Source organism: Asticcacaulis aquihabitans, assembly GCF_032490435.1.
In the GTDB taxonomy this organism is placed as follows: domain Bacteria; phylum Pseudomonadota; class Alphaproteobacteria; order Caulobacterales; family Caulobacteraceae; genus Asticcacaulis.
Genome location: NZ_JAVGWM010000006.1, coordinates 267,017 through 274,123, shown reverse-complemented (window position 1 = coordinate 274,123; position 7,107 = coordinate 267,017). Strand labels below are relative to the sequence as shown.

The 7,107-nt window shown below is 59.4% G+C and carries 11 protein-coding genes; all 11 read left to right on the top strand.

The window, feature by feature from the left end; all coding sequences use genetic code 11:
- Positions 1–351: EF-Tu C-terminal domain-related protein (locus RCJ00_RS20370; protein ID WP_524524935.1), on the top strand; the 351-nt coding region annotated here is incomplete at its 5' end.
- Positions 352–601: 250 nt separating this feature from the next.
- Positions 602–1,240: a glutathione S-transferase family protein gene (locus RCJ00_RS20365; protein WP_316224219.1), complete on the top strand. Its 639-nt coding sequence runs from the start codon at positions 602–604 to the stop codon at positions 1,238–1,240.
- 80 nt (positions 1,241–1,320) lie between these two features.
- Entirely contained in the window at positions 1,321–2,460 is a 1,140-nt protein-coding gene (locus RCJ00_RS20360; RefSeq protein ID WP_316224218.1) for a GNAT family N-acetyltransferase, read from the top strand.
- A 372-nt stretch (positions 2,461–2,832) separates the two neighbouring features.
- The gene (gene rpsJ, locus RCJ00_RS20355) at positions 2,833–3,141 is read left to right on the top strand and encodes a 30S ribosomal protein S10 (protein ID WP_006273890.1); all 309 of its coding nucleotides are present in this window, start codon (positions 2,833–2,835) and stop codon (positions 3,139–3,141) included.
- Between the two features lie 12 nt (positions 3,142–3,153).
- Positions 3,154–3,882: a 50S ribosomal protein L3 gene (rplC, locus tag RCJ00_RS20350; protein ID WP_023459510.1), complete on the top strand. Its 729-nt coding sequence runs from the start codon at positions 3,154–3,156 to the stop codon at positions 3,880–3,882.
- Positions 3,883–3,884: 2 nt separating this feature from the next.
- Positions 3,885–4,517, top strand: coding sequence for a 50S ribosomal protein L4 (gene rplD / locus RCJ00_RS20345; RefSeq protein ID WP_023459511.1), 633 nt, complete (start codon positions 3,885–3,887; stop codon positions 4,515–4,517).
- 5 nt (positions 4,518–4,522) lie between these two features.
- Positions 4,523–4,819, top strand: coding sequence for a 50S ribosomal protein L23 (locus RCJ00_RS20340; protein WP_023459512.1), 297 nt, complete (start codon positions 4,523–4,525; stop codon positions 4,817–4,819).
- 15 nt (positions 4,820–4,834) lie between these two features.
- Positions 4,835–5,671, top strand: coding sequence for a 50S ribosomal protein L2 (rplB, locus tag RCJ00_RS20335; protein WP_316224206.1), 837 nt, complete (start codon positions 4,835–4,837; stop codon positions 5,669–5,671).
- Between the two features lie 2 nt (positions 5,672–5,673).
- Positions 5,674–5,952 carry a 30S ribosomal protein S19 gene (rpsS, locus tag RCJ00_RS20330; RefSeq protein ID WP_023459514.1) on the top strand — a complete coding sequence of 93 codons (279 nt, stop codon included), beginning with the start codon at positions 5,674–5,676 and terminating at the stop codon, positions 5,950–5,952.
- A 3-nt stretch (positions 5,953–5,955) separates the two neighbouring features.
- Positions 5,956–6,348 carry a 50S ribosomal protein L22 gene (gene rplV, locus RCJ00_RS20325; RefSeq protein ID WP_023459515.1) on the top strand — a complete coding sequence of 131 codons (393 nt, stop codon included), beginning with the start codon at positions 5,956–5,958 and terminating at the stop codon, positions 6,346–6,348.
- Positions 6,348–7,103 carry a 30S ribosomal protein S3 gene (gene rpsC, locus RCJ00_RS20320; protein WP_316224204.1) on the top strand — a complete coding sequence of 252 codons (756 nt, stop codon included), beginning with the start codon at positions 6,348–6,350 and terminating at the stop codon, positions 7,101–7,103. The genes rplV and rpsC overlap by 1 nt, the downstream gene beginning before the upstream one ends.
- Positions 7,104–7,107: the final 4 nt, after the last annotated feature.

Here is a 7,107-nt window from a genome sequence, read left to right as displayed (position 1 = left end):
CTGCGCGGCACCAAGCGTGAAGACGTTGAGCGCGGCCAAGTTCTGTGCAAGCCGGGTTCGATCACGCCGCACACCAAGTTCGTTGCCGAAGCCTACATCCTGACCAAGGAAGAAGGCGGCCGTCACACCCCGTTCTTCACCAACTATCGTCCTCAGTTCTACTTCCGCACGACCGATGTCACCGGCATCGTGAAGCTGAAGGAAGGCGTTGAAATGATCATGCCTGGCGACAACGCCGAGCTGGACGTTGAGCTGATCACCCCGATCGCCATGGAAGAGAAGCTGCGCTTCGCTATCCGTGAAGGCGGCCGCACCGTCGGCGCCGGCGTCGTGTCGAAGATCGTCGAGTAAGGGCCACAGGCCCTTAACCCGTAATCGCTACGATAGAGGTGGTGACACCTGCTCGAAGCGAAACGGATCGACCGAACACCTTAAACCCCGCCGGTCTAACCGGCGGGGTTTTTCGTTACGCAAGGTCATTCGACGCAATGTCATGTGTTTTGACTTGTCGGAACCCGCATGGCCAAATACCAGATAGCGGGGCGGGGTCCGGAGACTGACAGATGCGTACTAACCCAGGCAACATATACAGGCCAGCAGCATGATTTTGATCGGCCAATACGACTCACCCTATGTTCGTCGTGTGGGTATAGCCCTGACGGTATATGGTTTTGCCTACGAGCACCGGCCATGGTCCACATTCGGGGATGCGAACAAGATCGCGCCCTTCAATCCGCTTATGCGCGTGCCAACCCTTATTCTCGACAACGGCGCCGTCGTTCTGGAAAGCGCGTATGCACTGGATTGGCTGGACGAAGAGGTGAGGGCGCGCGGCGACGACGCATTGATCGCCGCGTCGGGCGCGGACCGGCAAAAGACGCTATATTACATTGCTTTGGCGACGGGCTTTTCGGACAAGGCGATCTCTCTCTTTTACGAGCAGGTGTTGCATAAGCAGGCATCCGACCTGTGGCTAAAGCGTTGCCATGACCAAATGGACGCCGTGTTGGATGTCTTGGAAGCCATCCGGGCCGCCGCCCGTACACGATGGCTGCTCGGTGACACAATGACGCACGCCGATATCGCCCTGGCGTGCAGTCTGCGCCACGCGCGCGAAGCGCATCCTGACATCGACTTCTCCCTCTGGGCGGCGCTCAGCTTCCATAGCGCCCAGTGCGAGGAGATGGAGGTGTTTAAATTGATCTCCCAACCGTTCATCGGTCCCAGCGCAGATCATTAACCCTGTCGCTTAGGTCGCTATAAACCCTATTCTGGTACAGAACTTGCTTTGAGCATGCATATGTCCAAAGCAGGGAACCGATGCCACAGACTATAGATATCCTTCGTCCAGCGGATTTGACCGCCGAAGACGCCGGGCTCTGGAACGGTTTCCTTGCGCTGCGACCGGAACTCACCGGGCCATATTTCGACATCCGCTACGTAAAGGCTATAGGATCGAAGGTGCCCGGCGCCGCGGTCGCCCGCATTCGCGAGGATGGTCAGGTTATCGGCTATTTCGCCTATCAGCTGCGAGCCGGCCGCATGCTGCCCATGGGGGCCCCGCTCACCGACTATCATGGTGTGATCAGCGCCCCCGGACACCATATTTGCTTCAACGCCATATTGAAGGCGGCCCGTGCCAAGCATTTGGAGTTTCAGGGGTGGGTGGGGCCGCTTGAAGGGCCCGTCCAGGCGGCGTCCTTGCAGCGTCGCGTCGCCCTCACGCCCAATGGCTTTGACGCCTGGTATCAGGCGCAGGACGGCCGGCACCACAAGTTCTTCAAGAACGTGGCCCGGTGCGAGCGCAACATCGTCAAGGACTTCGGTGGTTTCGACTTTTCCTGGGAACGTGTCACACCAGACCTGCTCGATTGGGTTATCGGCCTCAAGCGCGACCAGTATCGCCGCAGCGGACTGCACGATATTTTCGGCTGCGGTTGGACCAAAGACCTGCTGGCCGGTCTGGCGGCCTGTGAGGCGAGCGACTTCGGCCTGCGCGCCGGAGTTCTGCGTCATGAGGGCAAGTTTGTCGCCGCCGAGATAAGCCTGGTAAACGCGACCAGCGTCCATCTCTGGTTCCCGGCCTATGATCCGGCCTACTACCGTTATACGGTCGGCATCGTGCTCACCATGCAAATCATTCGGCATCTCGCGCCGCAGGGCTACGTCGCCTTTGATTTTGGCACGGGGGGCGAAGACTACAAATCGCCGATGACGGCCAATGCCGGCGAGTGCTTAGACGGCAGCCTGCAATATAGTCCGCGCCTGGGCAGTCGCATGATCGATATGACCGGCGCCCTGCTTCCGTTGTCGCGTCCGCGATTCGAGGCCGTTCGCATGTCCTTGCGCCGAAGGGTAAATGTCATTCGGTCGACGGAGGTCAGTATGGCCGGATGGGGCAGGGCGATGTGGGCCATGGCGCAACGTGGGTTCAGGCGTCTGACGGCCGCGCGCGCCTAATCTTTGCCCATGCGTGGGAGACTGCGCGGGATATATTGCCGCGCGGCGCAAAATATTCGCTTCCGGTTATTTTCTTAGGCTTTTCCGCAATTGGCCCTTGACCTTTCCGAGTCGTTTGGGCATATAGCGCGCTCTGTTGGATCGGCTGTGGCGCTGAAGAGGTGCCAAACGCGGTCTGCAAGCATAAACCAACCCGGTCGGCGGCCTTTTATAAAAGGAATTGACCGGTTTGATCAACGGCCCGCGCGGGTAAAACCGCGAGGGCTTTGTTTTTGCGGATATCGCGTTCGTGCTCACATTTGTGAGGGCGAGTTGGTCTTTGAAATGGTTCACTGGACGCGTTAAACGCACCTCTTTGGGAATACGAGCGATATGGATCGTCAAAATATCCGCATCCGCCTGAAGGCCTTCGATCACCGCGTCCTGGATCATTCCACACGCGAGATCGTCAATACGGCCAAGCGCACGGGTGCTACCGTCCGGGGACCGATCCCCTTGCCCACGCTGATCGAGCGTTTCACCGTCAACCGTTCGCCGCACGTCGACAAGAAGTCGCGCGAGCAGTTCGAAATCCGCACGCACAAGCGTGTTCTCGATATCGTCGATCCGACCCCGCAGACCGTGGACGCGCTCATGAAGCTCGACCTGTCGGCTGGTGTCGACGTCGAGATCAAGATCTAAGGGGCCGCGATTATGCGTACAGGTTTGATCGCTAAAAAGCTCGGCATGACCCGCTTCTTCGACGAAGCTGGTGTCCATGTGCCGGTGACCGTGCTCTCGCTCGAGGGCTGCCAGGTCGTCGCGCAGCGCACCAAGGAAAAGGACGGCTACGTCGCCCTCCAGCTCGGTGCCGGTTCGCGCAAGGCCAAGAACGTTTCCAATCCGGAGCGTCAACGTTTCGCCAAGGCTCAGGTTGAGCCTAAGGCCTACATCACTGAATTCCGCGTGTCGGAAGACGCCCTGATCGACGTCGGCGCTGAGCTGACTGCTGATCACTTCGTCACCGGCCAGAAGGTTGACATTCAGGGTACCACCATCGGTAAGGGTTTTGCCGGCGCCATGAAGCGCTGGAACTTCGGCGGTATGCGCGCCACCCACGGTGTGTCGGTGTCTCACCGTGCTCACGGTTCGACGGGTAACCGTCAGGATCCGGGTCGTACCTTCCCGGGCAAGAAGATGGCGGGTCATTACGGTGTCGAAACCGTCACGACTCTGAACCTCGAAGTTGCCCGTATCGACGCCGAGCGCGGCCTGGTCTTCATCAAGGGCGCTGTTCCCGGTGCTGAAGGCTCCTACGTCAAGATCCGTGACGCCGTTAAGAAGGCGGCCCCGCAGGGCCTGCCGTTCCCCGGCGCGATCAAGTCGGCGGCCTCCGCCCCGGCTGCTGCTGAGGAAGCTCCTGCGCAAGAAGGGGCTGAATAATCATGAAACTGAACGTTTTGAAGCTTGACGCCTCGGCGGCCGGTTCGGTGGACGTTTCCGACTTTGTGTTCGGAATCGAAGCCATCCGCACCGACATCCTGTCCCGCGTCGTTAACTGGCAATTGGCTAAGCGCCGTGCCGGTACACACAAGGTCCAAACCCGCAACGAGAATTCTCGTACGGGCAAGAAGATGTACAAGCAAAAGGGCTCCGGCGGCGCTCGTCACGGTTCACGCCGTGCCCCGCAATTCGTCGGCGGTTCGCGCGCCTTCGGTCCGGTTGTCCGTGACCATGGCTTCGACCTTCCCAAGAAGGTCCGCGCGCTTGGTCTGCGCCACGCCCTGTCTTCCAAGTTCCGCGATGGTTCGCTGATCATTCTCGATCAGGCTGTCGTTGAATCGCCGAAGACCCAAACCCTCAAGGCTTCTTTCGAGAAGCTGGGCCTGACGAACGCTCTGTTCATCACCGGTCCCGAGGTTGACACCAACTTCGCGCTCGCTTCGCGCAACATCCCGAACATCGACGTACTGCCGACGGCAGGCCTGAATGTCTATGACATCCTGCGCCGCCATAAGCTGGTGCTCACGACGTCGGCGGTGGAAGCTATCGAAGCCCGCTTCGCTGTGGAGGCCTAAGAGTTATGGCTGCTACCATTCGCAATTTCGACGTCCTTTTGTCGCCGCACATCACTGAAAAGGCCACCAACCTGTCTGAACTGAACAAGGTGGTCTTCAAGGTTGCGCTCGACTCCTCCAAGGACGAAGTCGCTTCGGCCGTCGAAGCCATCTACAACGTTAAGGTCACCAAGGTGAACACCATTGTCACTAAGGGCAAGACCAAGCGTTTTAAGGGCATCAAGGGTCGTCGTTCCGACGTCAAAAAAGCCATCGTGACCCTGGCCGAAGGCCAGTCGATCGATATCACGACCGGTCTGTAAGGAAGGATTGAAAACATGGCTTTGAAGCAATTCAACCCAACCTCGCCCGGCCGTCGCCAGCTCGTGCTGGTCGATCGCTCGGAACTCCACAAGGGCAAGCCCGAAAAGTCGCTGGTCGAAGGTTTAACCAAGTCCGGCGGTCGTGGCGCTGGCGGCCGTATCGCCGTCCGCTTCCGTGGCGGCGGTGCCAAGCAACTGTATCGCATCGTCGACTTCAAGCGTCGCAAGCTTGATGTTGTCGGCACGGTCGAGCGTCTGGAATATGACCCGAACCGCACCGCGTTCATCGCGCTGATCAACTATGCCGACGGTGAAAAGGCCTACATTCTGGCCCCGCAACGTCTTAAGGTTGGCGATCAGATCATTTCGGCCGAAAAGGTCGACGTGAAGCCAGGCAACGCGGCGCCGCTGCGTTCGCTGCCGATCGGTACTATCATTCACAACGTCGAACTGAAGCCGCTTAAGGGCGGTCAGTTGGCCCGCTCCGCCGGCGCTTACGCTCAGTTGGTCGGCCGTGATGCCGGCTACGCCCAGATCCGTCTGGGTTCGGGCGAACTGCGTATGGTTCTGGACAGCTGCATCGCGACTGTCGGCGCCGTTTCCAACCCCGACCATATGAACCAAAGCCTGGGCAAGGCTGGCCGGACCCGTCACATGGGTTTCCGTCCGCACGTCCGCGGCGTGGCCATGAACCCGGTCGACCACCCGCACGGTGGTGGTGAAGGCAAGACCTCCGGTGGTCGTAACCCTGTGACGCCTTGGGGCAAGCCCACCAAGGGTCGCAAGACTCGTACTAACAAAGCGACGGACAAGTACATTATCCGTTCGCGTCACGTTAAGAAGGCTCGCTAATTATGGCACGCTCCGTATGGAAAGGCCCCTTCGTCGACGGTCACCTCCTCAAGAAGGCGGAAGCCGTTCAGGCCAGCGGCCGCAAGGAGGTCATCAAGACCTGGTCGCGTCGTTCGACGATCATGCCGCAATTCGTGGGTTCCACGTTCGGCGTTTATAACGGTCAAAAGCACGTGCCGGTGCTGGTGTCGGAAGACATGGTCGGCATGAAGTTCGGTGAGTTTTCGCCTACGCGTAACTTCCCGGGCCACGCTGCCGACAAGAAGGCGAAGAAGAGGTAAGTTATGTCTCAGACGAAAAACCCTCGCCGCGTCGCCACCAATGAAGCCCGCGTTAAGCTGGTCAGCGTCCGCATCAGCCCGCAAAAGCTGAACTTGGTCGCCCAGTCTATCCGCGGTCTCAAGGTGCAGCGCGCCCTCAACGAGTTGGAATTCTCGCGCAAGCGCATCGCAAAGGACGTCCGCAAGGCGCTCTATTCGGCGATCTCGAACGCGGAAAACAACCACAACCTCGACATCGACAGCCTGGTCGTCGCCGAGGCCTATGTCGGCAAGGGCATTGTGATGAAGCGTTTCGCTTCGCGCGCCCGTGGCCGTTCTTCCCGCATCATGAAGCCGTTCTCGGAACTGACCATCGTGGTCCGTGAACTCGGCGCCGAAGCTCAAGAGGCTGCATAATGGGTCAGAAAGCTAATCCGATCGGCTTGCGCCTCGGTATCAACCGCACCTGGGATTCGCGCTGGTTCGCCGCTCGTCAAGAGTATGCGAAGCTGCTGCACCAGGACCTGAAGATCCGTAAGGTTCTGAAGGAAAAGCTTAACGCCGCCGGCGTTTCGCGCATCATCATCGAGCGTCCGCACAAGAAGTGCCGCGTGACGATCTATGCCGCCCGTCCGGGCGTCGTGATCGGCAAGAAGGGCGCTGACATCGATAAGCTGCGCAAGGACGTTGCCGCCCTCACCGAGGGTGAAGTGTTCCTGAACCTGGTCGAAGTCCGCAAGCCGGAAATCGATTCGCAACTGGTCGCTGAAAGCATCGCTCAACAGCTCGAGCGCCGTATCGCCTTCCGCCGCGCCATGAAGCGTTCGATCCAATCGGCCATGCGTCTGGGTGCCAAGGGTATCCGCATGAACCTGTCGGGTCGTCTCGGCGGTGCCGAAATCGCCCGTATGGAATGGTATCGCGAGGGCCGCGTGCCTTTGCATACCCTGCGTGCCGACATCGACATGGGCTTCGCTGAAGCTCTGACCACCTACGGTATCATTGGTATCAAGGTGTGGATCTTCAAGGGCGAAGTCCTTGAGCATGATCCGATGGCCCAGGACAAGCGTTGGGCGAATGAGGCTTCCGGCCCGTCGTCGAACGAGCGTCCCGAGCGTGGCGAGCGTAACAACCGTGGCCCGCGCCGCGATCGCAACAATAAGGAGGCGTAACTCC